This is a genomic window from Citrobacter sp. KH_055_1 (assembly GCF_057838705.1).
The window spans coordinates 1,348,424-1,365,478 of record NZ_CM174473.1; the positions used below are offsets into that span (position 1 = coordinate 1,348,424).

Here is a 17,055-nt window from a genome sequence, read left to right on the forward strand (position 1 = left end):
CTCTCCGCTACTGCGCTTTACGCGAAGGCGTTTTTTTCTGCGGGGTCACGGTGGTGACCTCGCTCTCCACCCAGCCGTCTTCCAGCCGCGTGGTGATGAGATCGCCGGCTTTCACCTGCTTGACCTTTTTCAACACGCCGCCGCCGGTGGCGGTAGAAACGCTATATCCGCGTGCCAATGTTGCCAGCGGGCTGACGGCTTCCAGATGGGTAACGGTATTCCCGAAACGTTCTCGTTGCTCGCTAAGCCGTGTACGAATATTTTCCGCCAGCCGATATTCCAGTTGCTGAATGCGCGTTTGTGCACGATGAATACGTGGCTGCGGGTTTTGCTGGTTCAGACGATGCAGTATGCGCTGCTGGTGCTGGTTGGCCTGTTTGATTTGGTTTTCCAGCGCAAAGCTCATCCGCTGACGCAGTCGTTCCAGCGTAGTTTGCTGACGCGCCAGACGTAGCTGAGGGTGTTGCTGTTGCAGACGGTGGAAGGTCTGCGTGAAGCGACGACTGCGGTTGGCGAGGTAGTAGTCCATTGCCATGCCCAGACGTTGCTGAACGGACTGAATCTGGCGTAATAATTCCTGCTGATTGCGGCTAACAATCTCTGCTGCCGCAGACGGCGTAGGGGCCCGCAGGTCGCCGACAAAATCGGCGATGGTGACATCGGTTTCATGGCCGACGGCGCTGACAACCGGAATGCGGCTGGCAAAAATGGCGCGTGCCACGCGTTCGTCGTTAAAGCTCCACAGATCTTCCAGCGAACCGCCGCCACGACCAACGATTAACACATCACACTCGTTACGGGCGTTCGCCAGTTCGATGGCGCGAACGATTTGCCCCGGTGCATCGTCACCCTGTACCGCTGTCGGGTAGATAATCACCGGCAGGGAAGGGTCGCGACGTTTGAGTACGTGGAGAATATCGTGCAGCGCCGCCCCGGTTTTTGAGGTGATCACCCCGACACAATGAGCCGGCGTTGGGAGCGATTGTTTACACTGCTGATCGAACAATCCTTCGGCCTGCAGTTTGGCTTTGAGCTGTTCATACTTCTGCTGCAATAAACCTTCACCCGCTGGCTGCATGCTTTCGACGATGATTTGATAATCACCGCGCGGTTCGTACAGCGTAATATTGGCACGTACCAGCACTTGTTGTCCGTGCTGCGGACGGAACGTGACGCGGCGGTTGCTGTTGCGAAACATCGCGCAGCGTACTTGGGCGGTATCGTCTTTTAAGGTGAAGTACCAATGACCGGAAGAGGGCTGGGTAAAGTTAGAAATCTCGCCGCTGATCCACACTTGCCCCATCTCTTGCTCGAGCAGCAGGCGCACCGTCTGGTTAAGGCGACTTACGGTAAAAATTGAAGAGGTTTGAGAGGAGAACATGTGAGCGGGATCAAATTCTAAATCAGCAGGTTATTCAATCGATAGTAACCCGCCTACCGGGGATCGCAAGGTTTTTTTGCAAAAAAGTGTGGATGCAATCGGTTACGCTCTGTATAATGCCACGGCAATATTTATTAACCAATCTGGTCGAGATATTGCCCATGCTACGTATTGCCAAAGAAGCCCTGACGTTTGACGACGTCCTCCTCGTTCCCGCTCATTCTACCGTTCTGCCGAATACTGCTGACCTCAGCACGCAGTTGACGAAAACGATCCGTCTGAACATTCCTATGCTCTCCGCAGCCATGGATACTGTGACTGAAGCGCGCCTTGCCATTGCTCTGGCACAGGAAGGTGGCATCGGTTTTATCCACAAAAACATGTCTATTGAACGTCAGGCGGAAGAAGTTCGCCGCGTGAAGAAACACGAATCTGGCGTGGTTACTGACCCGCAGACCGTGCTGCCGACTACCACCCTGCGTGAAGTAAAAGAACTGACCGAGCGTAACGGTTTTGCGGGCTACCCGGTAGTGACAGAAGATAACGAGCTGGTGGGTATCATCACCGGTCGTGACGTGCGTTTTGTGACCGACCTCAGCCAGCCGGTTAGCGTATACATGACGCCGAAAGAGCGTCTGGTGACCGTACGTGAAGGCGAAGCGCGTGAAGTTGTGCTGGCAAAAATGCACGAAAAACGCGTTGAGAAAGCGCTGGTCGTTGATGACGGCTTCCATCTGCGCGGCATGATCACCGTAAAAGACTTCCAGAAAGCAGAGCGTAAACCTAACGCTTGTAAAGACGAGCATGGTCGTCTGCGCGTTGGTGCAGCAGTCGGTGCGGGTGCAGGTAACGAAGATCGTGTTGATGCACTGGTTGCTGCCGGCGTTGACGTGCTGCTGATTGACTCTTCTCACGGCCACTCTGAAGGTGTTTTACAGCGTATCCGTGAAACCCGTGCGAAATACCCGGATCTGCAAATCATCGGTGGTAACGTTGCAACGGGCGCTGGTGCTCGTGCGCTGGCTGAAGCCGGTTGCAGTGCGGTGAAAGTGGGTATCGGCCCTGGTTCCATCTGTACGACCCGTATCGTTACCGGTGTGGGTGTTCCACAGATCACTGCCGTTTCTGACGCGGTTGAAGCGCTGGAAGGTACGGGTATTCCGGTTATCGCTGACGGCGGTATTCGTTTCTCTGGCGACATCGCGAAAGCGATCGCGGCAGGTGCGGCAGCGGTAATGGTGGGCTCTATGCTGGCCGGTACCGAAGAATCTCCGGGTGAAATTGAACTGTACCAGGGGCGTTCTTATAAATCCTACCGTGGTATGGGTTCTCTGGGCGCGATGTCCAAAGGCTCTTCTGACCGTTACTTCCAGAGCGATAACGCCGCTGACAAATTGGTACCGGAAGGTATCGAAGGCCGCGTGGCCTATAAGGGTCGCCTGAAAGAGATCATTCACCAGCAGATGGGCGGCCTGCGCTCCTGTATGGGTCTGACCGGCTGTGGTACTATCGACGCGCTGCGAACGAAAGCAGAGTTTGTACGCATCAGCGGTGCGGGTATTCAGGAAAGTCACGTTCACGACGTGACCATTACCAAAGAGTCCCCTAACTACCGTATGGGCTCCTGATCAGTTTCCGCGCCCGGCTTCTATGCCGGGCGAATTTGTTTCACTTGCCTCGGAATTAGCGTCAATGACAGACAATATTCATAAACATCGCATTCTCATCCTCGATTTCGGATCGCAGTACACGCAACTGGTGGCACGTCGCGTACGTGAGCTGGGCGTCTACTGTGAGCTGTGGGCATGGGATGTTACGGAAGCACAAATTCGCGAATTCAACCCAAGCGGTATTATTCTTTCCGGTGGCCCGGAAAGCACCACCGAAGCGAACAGCCCGCGTGCACCAGAGTACGTCTTCAATGCAGGCGTACCAGTATTCGGCGTCTGCTATGGTATGCAGACCATGGCGATGCAGCTGGGTGGCCATGTTGAAGGGTCTCACGAGCGTGAATTCGGCTACGCACAGGTTGAAGTTCAGACCGACAGCGCACTGATCCGTGGCATCGAAGATTCACTGACCGCAGATGGCAAACCGTTGCTGGATGTGTGGATGAGCCATGGCGACAAAGTTACCGCTATCCCGGAAGGCTTTGTCACCGTTGCCAGCACCGAAAGCTGCCCGTTTGCCATTATGGCGCACGAAGAAAAACGTTTCTACGGCGTGCAGTTCCACCCGGAAGTAACCCACACCCGTCAGGGCCTGCGTATGCTGGAGCGCTTTGTGCGTGACATCTGCCAGTGTGAAGCGCTGTGGACACCGGCAAAAATCATCGATGACGCCGTTGCCCGTATTCGCGAGCAGGTTGGTGACGATAAAGTGATCCTCGGCCTGTCCGGCGGCGTTGACTCTTCCGTAACTGCCATGTTGCTGCACCGTGCTATCGGTAAAAATCTGACCTGCGTCTTTGTTGATAACGGGCTACTGCGCCTGAACGAAGCAGAGCAGGTTATGGATATGTTCGGCGACCACTTCGGTCTGAACATCATTCACGTTAAAGGCGAACAGCGTTTCCTCGACGCGCTGAAAGGCGAGAACGACCCAGAAGCGAAACGTAAAATTATCGGTCGCGTGTTCGTTGAAGTGTTCGACGAAGAAGCGTTGAAACTGCAGGACGTGAAGTGGCTGGCGCAAGGCACCATCTACCCAGACGTAATTGAATCTGCCGCGTCTGCAACCGGTAAAGCACACGTCATCAAATCTCACCACAACGTCGGCGGCCTGCCGAAAGAGATGAAGATGGGTCTGGTTGAACCGCTGCGTGAGCTGTTCAAAGACGAAGTGCGTAAAATTGGTCTGGAGCTGGGCCTACCGTATGACATGCTGTACCGTCACCCGTTCCCGGGTCCAGGCTTAGGCGTGCGCGTGCTGGGCGAAGTGAAGAAAGAGTACTGCGACCTGCTGCGTCGTGCGGACGCTATCTTCATCGAAGAGCTGCACAAAGCTGACCTGTACAATAAAGTGAGCCAGGCGTTCACCGTGTTCCTGCCGGTTCGTTCCGTTGGTGTAATGGGTGATGGCCGTAAGTATGACTGGGTCGTTTCCCTGCGTGCTGTTGAAACTATCGACTTTATGACCGCTCACTGGGCGCACCTGCCGTATGACTTCCTGGGCCGCGTGTCCAATCGCATCATCAACGAAGTGAACGGTATTTCCCGCGTGGTGTATGACATCAGCGGTAAACCACCAGCGACGATTGAGTGGGAATAATAACCTTCCACTTTGCCTGATTTTACTCTGGCTATTCGCACAAACACCCTCTGTCTTTACAGAGGGTTTTTTATTTTTGCAGTCAATCGACCAGTTGTAGCTGAGGCTGTGATTGTGATGGGACGTTCTGAACACGGATATCCATCTGCGGATAGGGCAAGTCGATATGGTTGGCATCCATCGCTTCTTTGATGTTTTCCAGTAGATCGTAATACGTGTTCCAGTATTCGCCGTTACGCACCCAAACGCGAACGTAGAAGTTAAGCGATGAGGCGGCAAGTTCGCCCAGACGCACGGTTACGCCGCGACTCTGATCAACGCGTTTATCCTGCTCGATGATATGAGTAATGACGCGTTTCACTTCTGCAATCCGACTCTGATAGCCAACGCCAATCACCAGGTCGATACGACGAAACGGGTGGCGAGAGTAGTTAATAATATTGTCAGAGATGATTTTACCGTTAGGGATCACCACCTCTTTGCTATCAGCGGTGAGTAGGGTAGTTGAGAAAAGATGCACTTTTTCGACTGTCCCGGTGACTGCACCAATTTGTACGATCTCGCCGGCGCGAAATGGACGCAGGGAGACCAGCAGCACGCCAGCCGCAAAGTTGGACAGCGATCCCTGTAGCGCCAGACCGACGGCCAGCCCGGCGGCACCAATGATGGCAATAATGGATGACGTTTCAATGCCGATGCGGCCCAAAGCCGCAACGACAAAAAATGCCAGGATGATGTAGCGGACTAACGCAGTGAAGAACTGGATAATGGTGATATCAACTTTACGCTTTAACAGCAGTTTCTCCAGTCCGCGAGAAAGCAACCGTGAGACGAACTTACCGATAAACAGTAAAATCACGGCGGCAACAATGTTCCATCCAAATTGAATAACTGCATCGCTGTGCCCAGTGATCCACTCTAGACCGCTTCGTATTTTCGGAAATAATGTAAAACCCTGCATCGTATTACCCTGTCGAATGTATAAAAATAAAAGGCTCATATAAATATTCAATTACATTTGATATATAAATGTGCACACCAGTTATATTAATTAACACTATTGGTTAGTGGCTATTTGAGCTGTATTTGCGTTTATTATGTCCAATAAACAGAAACATAGAAAATCAGCGTGAATAGTGTGGTGATGAGGAGCGAAAAGATAGTGTAATTGTGCGGAAATCAAAATTGATTGGCTGGGGTGACGTGTGGCGTTATAAAAATAGTGACAGGAGGGAACACAAATCCCTTACCGGATGGTTAACTGTCAGACGATTAGCCATCCGGTAAGGAATCTTGAGGCGTAGAGCTTTAAGCGGTCTTTAAGCGATTAATGTTTATCGATTTGAACAGGGGAAGTCTGTTGCGACAGGCTGCTCTGTTGGGATTCTTTCTTGTTCTGATGGTGGTGCCACGCACCGATAGCAGAGTAGACGAAGCGTCCAAAGAAGAAGAGGAAGCTGATAAGCAGTACGATCCGGATCATGCGACTGTTAAATCGGTGTCGTTTTCGTAGGCTGGTAACCTGGCTCACAAAGGGTTCCTTAAAGTGTACCCAACAATGGGCGATGCTTACATTAAGGCACACTGTGAGGGAATGGTCAATTCATCATTATGTAAAAATGCATCAGTTGTTTTATCTTCTTATGTTATGAAAGATAATTTTATTATTTGCATTAATAATGAATTAACGATAACAAAAGAGGAAAAAGGTAATAAATGATTAATGGGTCCTGTTTTCCTTGATAGATGTCAAGCGCCCTATTCAGGTGATAACTAAAATTGATGAGTCATTATGATGTGTTGTACATCATTGTTTTAAAGTCAGGTGGGATACCTGTCTGAATACCCCTTCAGGATGTGAGGGACTCTACTGAGCATCTATGAAAATCAATAAAAAGTATATTGTTATTAGAGACCAATGGTGGGCATTACCTCTCATCTTACCCTCCCTGTTGTTGCCTTTACTGAGTTGTGTGAACACCTACGCGCATATTAGTACGGGGAACGTCGTTCTTTTTTATCTACCTTTAGCGCTGATGATTAGCCTGATGCTCTTTTTTGGCTGGGCCGCATTACCGGGCATTATCATTGCGATCAGCTGGTATAAACTCCCACAGGTTGGTGTGTTTGAAACAGTGTCAATCATTGCACACTTTGTCGTAACGATTGTCCTCAGTTGGGGTGGATATCGGGTGTTCGCCCCCCGACGGAACAACGTGGCTCATGGTGACTCGCATCTGATGTTTCAGCGTATATTTTGGCAGGTTTTCTGTCCGGCAACGCTGTTCCTGGTACTCTTTCAGTTTGCCGCGTTTGTTGGCGTGTATGCGAGCAAATCAGGGATGATGGGCGTCATGCCTTTCAATACCGGCACGTTGATCAATTATCAGGCCCTACTGACGGGAAACCTCGTGGGTATTCCGCTATGTTATTTTATCATTCGGGCAATACGGAACCCTTTTCACCTGCGCGGCTATTTTTCTCAGTTAAAACAGCAGTTTGATAATAAAGTCTCGAAGACGGAGTTTGCAGCGTGGTTGATAGTATTGACCACGTTGATGACGCTGTTGTGTATGCCGTTAAATGAAAATAGCTCGATTTTCAGTACGAATTATACCTTATCCCTGTTATTGCCCGTCATGCTGTGGGGGGCAATGCGTTACGGCTATCGACTTATTTCACTGATGTGGGCGGTCATACTCATTACGGGAATACATCATTATCAGAGCTACATGCCCTGGTACTCAGGTTACGATACGCAGCTGGCGATCACCTCGTCGAGCTATCTTGTTTTCTCCTTTATCGTAAATTACATCGCCGTGCTGGCAACGCGTCAGAGAGCCGTTACCCGACGTACATATCGTCTGGCGTATTTTGATCCTATGGTGCATCTTCCAAATCTGCGCGCGTTGAACCGGGAGCTGAAGAAGTCGCCCTGGTCCGTGCTATGTTTCTTGCGGATCCCTGGCATGGAACCGCTGGTCAAAAATTATGGGATCATGCTACGTATCCAGTACAAGCAAAGAATCGCTCACTGGATAGCGCCCTTTCTGGAACAGGATGAGTACGTCTTCCAGTTATCGGGTAATGACCTTGTCCTGCGGTTTAACACCGAGTCCCACCAGCAGCGCATTGAGGCATTGGATCAGCACATCAAGCAATTCCGCTTTGTCTGGGATGGTATGCCTTTACAGCCACAGGTGGGGATCAGTTATTGCTATGTTCGCTCTCCGGTTAATCATATCTACCTGTTATTGGGCGAACTTAGCACCATTGCCGAACTTTCCCTTGCCACCAATACGCCTGAAAATTTGCAACGTCGTGGTGCCATGCACCTGCAGCGGGACCTGAAAGATAAAGTGGCGATGATGAATCGGCTACAGCAGGCGCTGGAGCACAACCGCTTTTTCCTGATGGCACAGCCCATTTATGGTGTGCGTGGCGATGTGTACCATGAAATCCTGCTGCGTCTGAAAGGGGATGACGATGAAATCGTTACGCCGGATTGTTTCTTACCCGTCGCGCATGAGTTCGGTTTGTCCTCCAGCATCGATCTGTGGGTGATTGAAAACACGTTGAAATTTATGGCTCAGAATCGGGAGAGAATGCCAGCCCGTCGCTTTGCTATTAATTTATCGCCTACCTCGGTGTGTCGCGCCCGACTTCCGACCGATATCGCGCAATTGCTGGTGAAATATAAGATTGAAGCCTGGCAACTGGTCTTTGAGGTAACGGAAAGCAATGCCTTAACCAATGCCGAGCAAGCGCAGGCAACGCTGCTGCAATTGCAGTTACTTGGCTGTCAGATAGCGATTGATGATTTTGGCACTGGCTATGCCAGCTATGCGCGACTGAAAAATGTGAGCGCCGATATCCTGAAAATTGACGGCAGCTTTATTCGCAATATTGTTTCGAATAGCCTCGACTACCAAATTGTGGCATCGATTTGTCACTTGGCGCGAATGAAAAAAATGATGGTGGTGGCGGAGTATGTTGAAAGCGAAGAAATACGCAGCGCGGTGGTTTCTTTAGGAATTGATTATATGCAGGGCTATCTGATCGGTAAACCGCAGCCGCTGCATGAGATTTTGCAAGAACAGGTGCCAGAAATTCTGGCACCTGTAGAAGCGTTATGCGGCGATATCGGGTGAGCGTTCTTCTTCAATTTTAAGCCGCCAGCCCGTTACGGCTTCCCAGTATTGCTGCTCTTTTTCCAGATCGAGCAAAACCAGCGCGTTCTGGCTGAACCAGTCATGCGGGAAGCGCAATGTCCAGTGGTTCTCGTCGGTGATAAGCGTCAGCGTCGGCGGCGTGGTCGTCGCCTGGCGCTGGTTGTTCAGCAAGACACCCAGACGTAGCAGCTGAATAAGCGGCAGGAACTGTTTCTTCTTAAATAACGCAAAGCGTGGCAGATCGTCCAGCTTAACGGCTTTGCGATGGTAGCGAACCAATGTCGCCATCATCAACTGCTGTTCCTGGTTAAAACCCGGTAGGTCACTGTTTTGCAGAATGTAAGCCGAGTGGCGGTGCAGGCCACTGTGGTTGATGTTCAATCCCACCTCATGCAGCATGGCGGCCCATCTGAGTAATGCTTCCAGCTGCGGGTTCGCCAGCTTAGCCTGCTGCGCATGCCACTGCTCATACATTTGCATAGTGGTTTCCAGCACGCGGCGCGCCTGTTCGCTGTCGATATTGTACTGGTTTGCTAGGCTGCTGGCAGTACGGCTGCGTACATCCTGATGGCGGAAGCGACCTTCCATTTCATACAGTACGCCTTCCCGAAGCGCACCATCAGAAAGGCGCAGCTCACGTATTGCCAGCGCATCAAAAACGCCGCACAGGATAGCCAGTCCGGGGACAAAAACCGCTTTCCGCTCCTCGGACAGCCCTGGCATACTGAGTGCTGAAAAAGAGGTGTGCTTCAGGACTTCACTGGTCAGCATTTCCAGGCGTTCGGGGGTAATAAAGCCATCTTTTTCACCCATCTCCAGCAGCACCTCGTGCGCCGCTTTAATGGTGCCTGAGGCACCCAGCGCCACGTTCCAACCCTGAATTCGAAACTGCCAGGTTAAGGTTTCCAGTTTTTGCGCTGCCGCCATGCGGGCGCGCTGGAAGTTTTCCCGAGTGATAATGCCGCCAGGGAAATACATCTGGGCAAAGCTGACGCAGCCCATCCGACGGCTCTCGACCAGTTTAGGCTCGAAATCTTCACCGATCACCAGTTCGGTAGAACCGCCGCCGATGTCTATCACCAGCTTACGGCCTTTCTCCGGCTGCGTATGTTCCACGCCCATAAAAATCAGTCGGGCTTCTTCGTTACCGGAAATAATTTCGATCGGGTAGGGGATGACCTTTTCTGCGCGCTTGAGAAAATCAGGGGCATTTAGTGCCTGACGCAGCGTATGAGTCCCCACAATACAGACGCTTGATGGGGGGAAGCCCTGCAGTCGTTCCGCGAACAATGACAAACAGCTTAATCCGCGCTCCATGGCTTCTTCGCTCAGCTTATTGTCTTCGCTGAGTCCATCCGCCAGATGTACGCGTTGTTTTAGTCGCCCTATAATTTGCATCGCTCCGTCAACTACGCGGGCAATAACCATATGGAAACTATTTGAACCCAGGTCGACCGCAGCAAATTCCTGCGGTCGTGGTGACTTGTCGTGTATTGGCATAGCGTTTATCCGTCATACTTCAAGTTGTGTATGTGTTGGCTGCATTCGTTCACCCCAGTCACTTACTGGCGTAAGTTCCCGGGGATTCTCTCATTTTCCGCCTTCCCACAACTTGAATTATTTAGGCTAGTGTCAGGTTGCTCGAGTGATTTGATGTAGTCATAAATCGCCAACTGCGACTGAACCTTACGGCGGTTTCCACGTGGCACGTAGCGATTACTCAGTTCTTTATCAATGTAACGGGCTTTTACCGTATCGCTGAACAGGATCTCGATAATATCCAGCACGCGCTGCTTGAGGTGTGGATCCAGCAGCGGCGTGGCGACTTCGATACGATAATCGATGTTTCTTGTCATCCAGTCCGCCGAGGACAGGTATACCTGTTTATCGCCGCCATTCTCGAAGATATAGACCCGGTCATGTTCAAGATAGCGGTCAACGATGCTAATCACGCGAATATTATCACTGATGCCTTCCAGATTCGGGATCAGGGAGCACATTCCGCGGATCAGCAAATTAACCGGTACGCCCGAACTGGACGCCGCATAGAGTCGATCAACGAGGCCCTTATCGACCAGGTTGTTCAGTTTTAGCGTAATGCCGGAAGAGCGCCCCTGCTGTGCATTGGCGATCTCTTTGTCGATCATCGCGTACAGCAGACGTCGCGAGTTCTGCGGGGAAACCAACAGATAATCAAAGGTCACCGGACGATACGGGTTTTCGATAAAGTTGAACACCCGACGCACTTCGTTGGTAATGCGCGAATCGGCGGTCAGCAAAGAGTAGTCGGTATACAGTCGCGCCGTTTTTTCGTTGAAATTCCCGGTCCCGATATGGGCGTAGCGCACCACCTCGTCGCCTTCTTTACGTGAGATAAGGAACAGCTTGGCGTGAATTTTCAGTCCCGGTGCTGAGAAGATGACGTGCACGCCGGCTTCGGTCAGACGCTTGGCCCAATGAATGTTGGCTTCTTCATCAAAGCGCGCCTGTAATTCGACGACCACGGTCACTTTTTTACTGTTGTGGGCCGCATGGATCATTGCGTCGATGATGCGGGAGTCTTTTGCCACGCGGTAGATATTGATCTTTATAGCCAGCACGCTCGGGTCAAACGAGGCCTGGCGCAGCAGTTCAAGGACGTGCTCAAAAGTATGATACGGATAATAGAGCAGCACATCGCGTTCGCGGATGGCATCAAATCCGTTACGGAACTTTTCGTTATCAAACCAGATATGGCGCAGGCGAGGCAGCGGCTTGTTCACCAGATTAGCTTTGCCAACGTTGGGGAAATTAATAAAGTCTTTAAAGTTATGGTAACGCCCGCCGGGGACGATCGAATCGTAGCGAGAGATCGTCAGTTTTTCACGCAGGATTTCGACCAGCGCATTGGGCATATCACGCTGATAGACAAAGCGCACAGGCTCTGCGGTCAGACGTTGCTTCAGGCTGGACGACATCAGCTCCATCAGGCTGGATTCCATCTCGTGAACCAAATCGTATTCAGCGTCGCGGGTCATTTTCATCGAATAGGCATTCAGCGTATCGTAATCAAAGAACCCTTTGAAAATGTCATCAAGGCAATAACGCAGGATGTTGTCTAGCAGGATCATGGGCTTGCGACGACGGGGCGTTTCCGGCGGCAGATTTACAAAGCGGGGAACCTTGTCAGACGGAATTTCCAGTAGCGCATAGCGAATGGCATCACCACGGATGATCTCCACGGCCAGATAGGTATAGTCGTCCTTCAGAAACTGGACTAAATCTGTCTCGCGGTTAATCAGGATCGGCGTAATGTGCTGGCGAAGATATTGCTTGAAGTAATGACGCAACCAGCTCTGCTGATTGGCTGACAGTTGGCGCTCATTGATTAAGAATATCTGATTGCGCGCCATCTCCAGCAGTAATTCATTGTACAGGCCATCGAACTCCTGATCGGCTTTCAGTACGCGGGCCTGGATTTTGCCTAACAGATGGCGGGAGTGAGAGTTAGAACCCTGCTCTTCGCTAATAATGATGCGGCGTTTTAGTTCGGCAAAACGAACTTTATAAAACTCGTCGAGGTTATTGGAATAGATGCCCAGAAAACGCATCCGTTCAATCAACGGGTTTGACTTATCAGCAGCTTCCTGCAGGACGCGTTCGTTGAACGCTAACCAACTAAGCTCTTTCTCGATGTATAGCTTTTCCTGACCCATTAATACTTTTACTCCGTTTCATTCACGGGACACTACGTGATCATTATGGCGAGCACGACTGGCATGTGCCAGAAAAAATGAGGGGAATTGCAGGATGTAGGCCGGATAAGACGCTTTAGCGTCACCATCCGGCATAAAAGCCCACATGAGTGCCGGATGGTGGTGTGAATGCCTTATCCGACCTACGAGGCTGGGAGGCTATTTTATGCTTCGTCGGCTGCGTAGCCTTGTGGTGGAAGGCGAATGCCGTCCAGCCAGGCTGCGTTATCGCGCATTTGCAGACGACCATCGACAAACCAACCGACCACCAGCGGATAGATGGCATGTTCCTGGGCCTGAACGCGTGCCGTCACGTCATCTTCGCTGTCGCCGTCAAACACCGGCACTTTCGCCTGCAGAATAACCGGCCCACCGTCCAGTTCGTCAGTGACAAAATGAACGGAGGTTCCGTGTTCTTCATCACCGTTTTCCAGCACCTGACGATGTGTATGCAGGCCGGGATATTTGGGCAACAGAGAAGGGTGGATATTCAGCAAGCGTTCGGCATAGTGGGCGACAAACGCCGGGCTGAGGATACGCATATACCCGGCCAGTACCACGACGTCCGGCGCATAGGCATCGATCTCTTGTATTAGCTGGCGATCAAAGGCTTCACGGCTGGCAAACTGGCTTGCCTCCAGCGAATGAGCCGGAATGCCTGCTTCGCGTGCACGTTCAAGGCCGAACGCGTCGGCCTTATTACTGAATACTGCACGTAGGGTGCCCTTGATTTTTTTCTGTTTGCAGGCGTCAATGATCGCCTGCAAATTGCTTCCGTTACCGGAAATGAGCACCACTATATTTTTCATTCAATGACCACACGCTGTTCGGAATCGGACGCTTTGATGATACCGATTCTCCACGCGTTTTCACCTTTTTCGTTCAGCAGCGCAAGAGCATTGTCCACTTCAGCTTCTGGCAGAGCGATAACCATGCCTACGCCGCAGTTGAAGGTGCGATACATCTCGTGCTGACTGACGTTACCCGCTGTTTGCAGCCAGTTAAAGACGGCTGGCCATTGCCAGGAGGATTCATCGATTACGGCCTGGGTGTTGTCAGGCAAGACGCGTGGGATATTTTCCCAGAAACCGCCGCCGGTCAGGTGGGCAATTGCGTGCACGTCAACCTTCTCAATCAGCTCCAGAATGGATTTCACATAAATGCGGGTAGGCGCCAGCAGATGATCGGCCAGTGATTTTCCTTCCAGTTCGGTTGTTTCCGGGTCACAGCCGCTGACTTCGACAATTTTACGCACCAGGGAATAACCATTGGAATGCGGGCCGCTGGAGCCAAGCGCAATCAGCACATCGCCATCAGCCACTTTTGAGCCGTCGATGATTTCTGATTTCTCAACCACGCCTACGCAGAAACCGGCCACATCGTAATCTTCACCGTGATACATCCCCGGCATTTCAGCGGTTTCACCACCGACCAGCGCACAGCCGGACTGCAGGCAACCTTCGGCAATACCGGCGATCACGCTGGCAGCGGTATCGACGTCCAGCTTACCCGTGGCATAGTAGTCGAGGAAAAACAGCGGTTCAGCGCCCTGCACCACGAGGTCGTTGACGCACATCGCCACCAGGTCAATACCGATGGTATCGTGGCGCTTCAGATCCATCGCCAGACGCAGTTTTGTACCTACGCCGTCAGTGCCGGAAACCAGTACCGGTTCACGATATTTTTGCGGCAATGCGCACAGCGCACCGAAGCCACCCAAACCACCCATTACTTCCGGGCGACGGGTTTTCTTTACTACACCTTTGATTCGATCGACCAGAGCATTCCCTGCGTCAATATCAACACCGGCATCTTTGTAGCTAAGAGAGGTTTTATCGGTCACTGCCTGGTTCCCCACGTGTTTACTTGCAATAAAAGTTAAATTCGGCGCAATTCTAACAGGGAAAGCAAACGTTTGCGAGTCTGCTCTGCATCGGCTTTTTTCTGCCGTTTTTTTCAGCGATTTACATTCACATACGTCTTTATTTGACCTGAGCCACGAAAATGAAACCGGGTTCAGCATGGTGCTTGAAACCGGATGACGTAATGCACAGTATCTTACTGAAACCGGTTTCTGTTTTTATCAGCAGTGATGAAATTAACGGTGACCACACGTCAAAAGGAAGGATCATTAATGAATATCGCAGCATTCGATATTGGTGGTACGGCATTAAAAATGGGCGTGATTAGCGAACAGGGCGAATTGCGGGAAAAGGGCAAGCTGTCAGTGCCTGACTGCGATGGAGACAAAATTTTGCAGGGCATGCTGGACTGGGTTTCAGCCCATCCTGACTGCGAGGGCATCGCCATTAGCGCACCGGGTTATGTCAATCCGACTACCGGCTATATCGAAATGGGCGGAGCGATTCGCCAGTTTGACCATTTTGCACTCAAAGCATGGCTGGAAGAGCGTACCGGGTTGCCGGTGACGGTTGAAAATGATGCGAACTGTGTCGCGCTTGCTGAGCGTTGGCAGGGGAAAGTAGCCGGTATCGAAAATTTCCTTGTTCTGACCATCGGGACCGGGATCGGCGGGGCGATTTTCTGCAACAACCAACTGGTGCATGGCGCGCGTTTTCGTGCTGGTGAATTTGGTTATATGCAAACCGCCCGACCCGGAACACGTGATGTCAGACGCTATTCGATGAATGAAAATTGCACCCTGCGCGTTTTACGTCATCGCTATGCGGAACATATCGGGAGCGCACTGGAAGCCGTCTCGGGCGAAGATGTTTTTGATCGCTACGACGATGGAGACCCTGTCTGCCAGCGTTTAGTCACTGAGTTTTTTAACGACCTCGGCACGGGTCTTTATAACCTCGTTAATGTGTTCGATCCGCAGGTGATATTAATCGGTGGCGGCATTGTTGAACGCCCTGGATTCCTGTCGCTGTTGCGTCATCATTTGGCCTGGTTCGGTATTGCGGAATATATCGATATCGTCAGCCACGGCAACGACGCCGGGTTGTACGGTGCCGTTTACCATTTCAATCAGCAAAACAGAACGGTATAGGAGCTAACATGTCTGGATTTAAAGCAAATTTCATGTGGGGGGGCGCGGTTGCTGCTCACCAACTGGAAGGTGGCTGGCAGGAAGGGGGAAAGGGGATTAGCGTTGCTGATGTGATGACGGCGGGGGCAAATGGTGTCGCTCGCGAAATTACCGATGGCGTGCTACCAGGGAAAAATTATCCCAACCATGAGGCTATTGATTTTTACCATCGCTACCAGGACGACATTAAGCTGTTTGCCGAAATGGGGTTTACCTGCTTTCGCACGTCAATTGCCTGGACCCGTATTTTCCCACAGGGTGATGAAACGCAGCCAAATGAAGCTGGCCTGCAATTCTATGACGATCTGTTCGATGAATGCCTGAAATACGGTATTGAACCGGTGGTTACGCTGTCGCATTTTGAGATGCCGTACCATCTGGTGAAGGAATATGGCGGCTGGCGTAATCGTAAGTTGATTGATTTCTTTGTCCGTTTTGCCGAGGTGGTCTTCACCCGCTTCCAGCATAAAGTGAAGTACTGGATGACGTTCAATGAGATCAATAACCAGGCTAATTTCCACGAAGATTTTGCACCGTTTACCAACTCCGGCTTGAAGTACCAGCCAGGCGAAGACCGTGAGCCGGTAATGTATCAGGCTGCACACTACGAACTGGTGGCGAGTGCACTGGCGGTAAAAGCGGCGCGTGAGATTAATCCCACGCTGCAAATTGGCTGCATGATTGCCATGTGCCCGATTTACCCGCTGACCTGTGCGCCTGACGATATAATGATGGCGATGAACGCCATGCATCGCCGTTACTGGTTTACCGATGTCCATGTGCGCGGCAAATATCCGCAGCATATTCTCAACTACTTTGAACGTCGGGGATTTGAGCTGGATATTACCGAGGAGGACCGTCAGGCGCTGACTCAGGGCTGTGTTGACTATATTGGTTTCAGTTATTACATGTCCTTTGCTACGCAGGCTTCAGCGGAGAATCCGCAACTGGATTATGACGAAACGAAAAGCCTGGTCTCCAACCCCTATGTGCAAAAATCGGACTGGGGCTGGCAGATTGATCCGGTCGGCCTGCGCTACTCGCTAAACTGGTTCTGGGATCATTATCAACTCCCGCTGTTTATCGTAGAAAACGGGTTTGGTGCTATCGATGTGCTGGAAAGCGATGGGACGGTGAACGATCAGTACCGCATTGACTACCTGGCGGCCCACATCAGTGAGATGAAAAAAGCCGTGGTGGAAGATGGCGTCGATTTAATGGGCTATACGCCGTGGGGGTGTATTGATTTAGTGTCCGCCGGGACGGGCGAAATGAAAAAACGCTATGGTTTTATCTACGTCGATAAAAATAATGACGGTAGTGGGACATTAGCACGCTCGCCTAAGAAATCTTTTTCATGGTATCAGCACGTCATTCAGACCAATGCTGAATTTTTATAGAATTCAATGGATTGATGCTCGGCCCCGCCCAGCGCGCGGGGCGTGT

11 protein-coding genes and 1 pseudogene are annotated in these 17,055 nt (G+C 51.4%); 5 read left to right on the top strand and 7 right to left on the bottom strand.

The window, feature by feature from the left end:
* Window positions 1–7: 7 nt before the first annotated feature.
* Window positions 8–1,381, bottom strand: a complete 1,374-nt coding sequence (gene xseA / locus AC3ITF_RS06245) for an exodeoxyribonuclease VII large subunit (protein WP_489176234.1) — start codon at window positions 1,379–1,381, stop codon at window positions 8–10.
* Window positions 1,382–1,542: 161 nt separating this feature from the next.
* Between xseA and guaB the strand changes: the two genes are divergently transcribed.
* Together guaB and guaA are read left to right on the top strand one after the other, a co-directional pair.
* Window positions 1,543–3,009 carry an IMP dehydrogenase gene (gene guaB, locus AC3ITF_RS06250; protein ID WP_117343514.1) on the top strand — a complete coding sequence of 489 codons (1,467 nt, stop codon included), beginning with the start codon at window positions 1,543–1,545 and terminating at the stop codon, window positions 3,007–3,009.
* Between the two features lie 64 nt (window positions 3,010–3,073).
* The gene (gene guaA / locus AC3ITF_RS06255; RefSeq protein WP_096759358.1) at window positions 3,074–4,651 is read left to right on the top strand and encodes a glutamine-hydrolyzing GMP synthase; all 1,578 of its coding nucleotides are present in this window, start codon (window positions 3,074–3,076) and stop codon (window positions 4,649–4,651) included.
* Between the two features lie 82 nt (window positions 4,652–4,733).
* Here guaA and mscS read toward each other — a convergent pair whose 3' ends face one another.
* Window positions 4,734–5,612 (bottom strand): small-conductance mechanosensitive channel MscS, encoded by an 879-nt coding sequence (gene mscS, locus AC3ITF_RS06260; protein ID WP_096756182.1) that lies wholly within the window; start codon window positions 5,610–5,612, stop codon window positions 4,734–4,736.
* Window positions 5,613–5,978: 366 nt separating this feature from the next.
* Window positions 5,979–6,182 (bottom strand): YfgG family protein, encoded by a 204-nt coding sequence (locus tag AC3ITF_RS06265; protein WP_115257795.1) that lies wholly within the window; start codon window positions 6,180–6,182, stop codon window positions 5,979–5,981.
* 349 nt (window positions 6,183–6,531) lie between these two features.
* Here AC3ITF_RS06265 and AC3ITF_RS06270 point away from each other — a divergent pair, with 349 nt between their 5' ends.
* A complete protein-coding gene (locus tag AC3ITF_RS06270; protein WP_153879844.1) occupies window positions 6,532–8,802 on the top strand; it encodes a sensor domain-containing phosphodiesterase in 2,271 nt (756 codons plus the stop codon).
* On the opposite strand, the gene ppx is transcribed toward AC3ITF_RS06270, so the two are convergent.
* The 4 genes and pseudogenes from ppx to purM form a co-directional block, all read right to left on the bottom strand.
* Entirely contained in the window at window positions 8,782–10,323 is a 1,542-nt protein-coding gene (gene ppx / locus AC3ITF_RS06275) for an exopolyphosphatase (protein ID WP_489176235.1), read from the bottom strand. The genes AC3ITF_RS06270 and ppx overlap by 21 nt on opposite strands.
* Window positions 10,324–10,454: 131 nt before the next feature.
* Window positions 10,455–12,518, bottom strand: a pseudogene (gene ppk1, locus AC3ITF_RS06280) (polyphosphate kinase 1); the annotation flags it as partial.
* 203 nt (window positions 12,519–12,721) lie between these two features.
* Window positions 12,722–13,366: a phosphoribosylglycinamide formyltransferase gene (gene purN / locus AC3ITF_RS06285; protein ID WP_096756186.1), complete on the bottom strand. Its 645-nt coding sequence runs from the start codon at window positions 13,364–13,366 to the stop codon at window positions 12,722–12,724.
* Window positions 13,363–14,400, bottom strand: a complete 1,038-nt coding sequence (gene purM / locus AC3ITF_RS06290; protein ID WP_096759359.1) for a phosphoribosylformylglycinamidine cyclo-ligase — start codon at window positions 14,398–14,400, stop codon at window positions 13,363–13,365. Before purM ends, purN begins: the two co-directional genes overlap by 4 nt.
* A 291-nt stretch (window positions 14,401–14,691) precedes the next feature.
* Between purM and bglK the strand changes: the two genes are divergently transcribed.
* Window positions 14,692–15,570 carry a beta-glucoside kinase BglK gene (bglK, locus tag AC3ITF_RS06295; protein WP_489176236.1) on the top strand — a complete coding sequence of 293 codons (879 nt, stop codon included), beginning with the start codon at window positions 14,692–14,694 and terminating at the stop codon, window positions 15,568–15,570.
* Window positions 15,571–15,578: 8 nt separating this feature from the next.
* Window positions 15,579–17,009, top strand: a complete 1,431-nt coding sequence (locus tag AC3ITF_RS06300; protein ID WP_137399760.1) for a 6-phospho-beta-glucosidase — start codon at window positions 15,579–15,581, stop codon at window positions 17,007–17,009.
* Window positions 17,010–17,055 lie beyond the last annotated feature (46 nt).